Genomic DNA, 1,457 nt, shown 5'->3' on the forward strand with positions numbered 1-1,457 from the left:
TAAATATCCACCCCGGAATCCCCAGGAAACATTATCAGGTATAATCTGATTATCTCCTGAGAGTTTAACGCGCGAGTTTCCCCCACTGATGTTAATGGAAGAAAAAGCCGTTGAATCGTTGTTTTTCGCTTTTTGTTCAAGGATTACAGTACCAGCCCCAATCTTCAGTCCCCCTTCATTTTTCCCTGTGCCATTAATAATAAGCGTTCCGTCCCCAACTTTATGAAGGTCATCTCCGGAAACCCCGTTTATACCCCATTTTACAGTTGTACCATAATTGACAATAATGCCTCCTCCGGACCATGAACTGTCATTGCTCGTTGTTACTGTATAATCATCAGCAAACTGAAGATATCCGGCCCCCTGATTAACATTATCTTTTAAATCAACAATGCCATTTTCGCCTGTAAAATAAAGATTTTTACCTGCATTCAGATTACCATTCAGGTTACCATGCATCACAAACTGTTGGTCATCCTGCTGAATACGGCCCACACCTTTGGCTGCATCATATGTCCATGACATATGTTCTTTACTGTTTTTATTAAATGAAATAATGGGATCGAAATCGGCTGTAATAATATTTTTAATATAATCTTCAGGTAATAACAACCAGTTGTTTTTTTGGCCATTAACACCATTATTATGCAGGGTGACTCCAGCCAGAGACCATTTTTCACTGAGAGAATCATAAGCAAATAATGGCGACCCGCTGTCACCCATCTGCCCATAACTGGCTAATGGTCCCTGTGATTTATTATAGGTGTCACCTGGAGAGCTTGATATTAAATTATTTCCTGAATACCATGGGGTGCCTACTGTTCCACCAGTTAAAAATGTTCCCGGGATATGAGTCTGTTTACCTGAGCGTTCTTTAATATACTGTGTGCCAGCGCCTGCTCTGTAAAAAGCAGTATACTGTGACGAATCACTAAGTTGTCCGGATATATTTATATCAGCAGGTGCAGCCTCTGTGATGAGTTTGCTGAACCGATGCAGAGAAAAATCAAGGCCCGAATGTTTGTTGTTCTTTACTACAGTATAATTATTTTTATCATAGCCAAAACTGGCATTGTTTACATTACCAAGGCCTCCGTGTTTTGCTGATACACCATATCCCTGCGACAACAGGGTCAGTGAGCCCCGCCGTGACACGCTGCTGAAGTCAATCATTGGCACATCAAGCGTACCAACTGCATTTCCATTTTTGTCTTTTATTTCAATTCCGGTTGCACCAGGTGTAAATACGCCTTTATTTTCAGCAAAATCACGGAAAGTCTGATATGGTATTTCTGCACTGACCGTTGATGCTTTACCCGGTAAAGCAGAAAGAGTCACTGATAATACCAGGGAAACCGTCATTAATCTTCTATCGGTTTTTCCTGTGACCTTCTTACTTAATTCTGACACAGCTATAAGCCCACCAGTAAGGGAGCTATATTTAAGCGCGTATATTT

Annotated in this window: 1 protein-coding gene; it reads right to left on the bottom strand. The window is 41.0% G+C overall.

Annotated elements, in window-relative coordinates:
- Window positions 1-1,410 (bottom strand): S6 family peptidase (locus E0D98_RS24130; RefSeq protein ID WP_346655064.1); only part of this gene is annotated, 1,410 nt, incomplete at its 3' end.
- Window positions 1,411-1,457: the final 47 nt, after the last annotated feature.

Source organism: Escherichia sp. KCJ4928 (genome assembly GCF_004352695.1).
In the GTDB taxonomy this organism is placed as follows: domain Bacteria; phylum Pseudomonadota; class Gammaproteobacteria; order Enterobacterales; family Enterobacteriaceae; genus ECMA0423.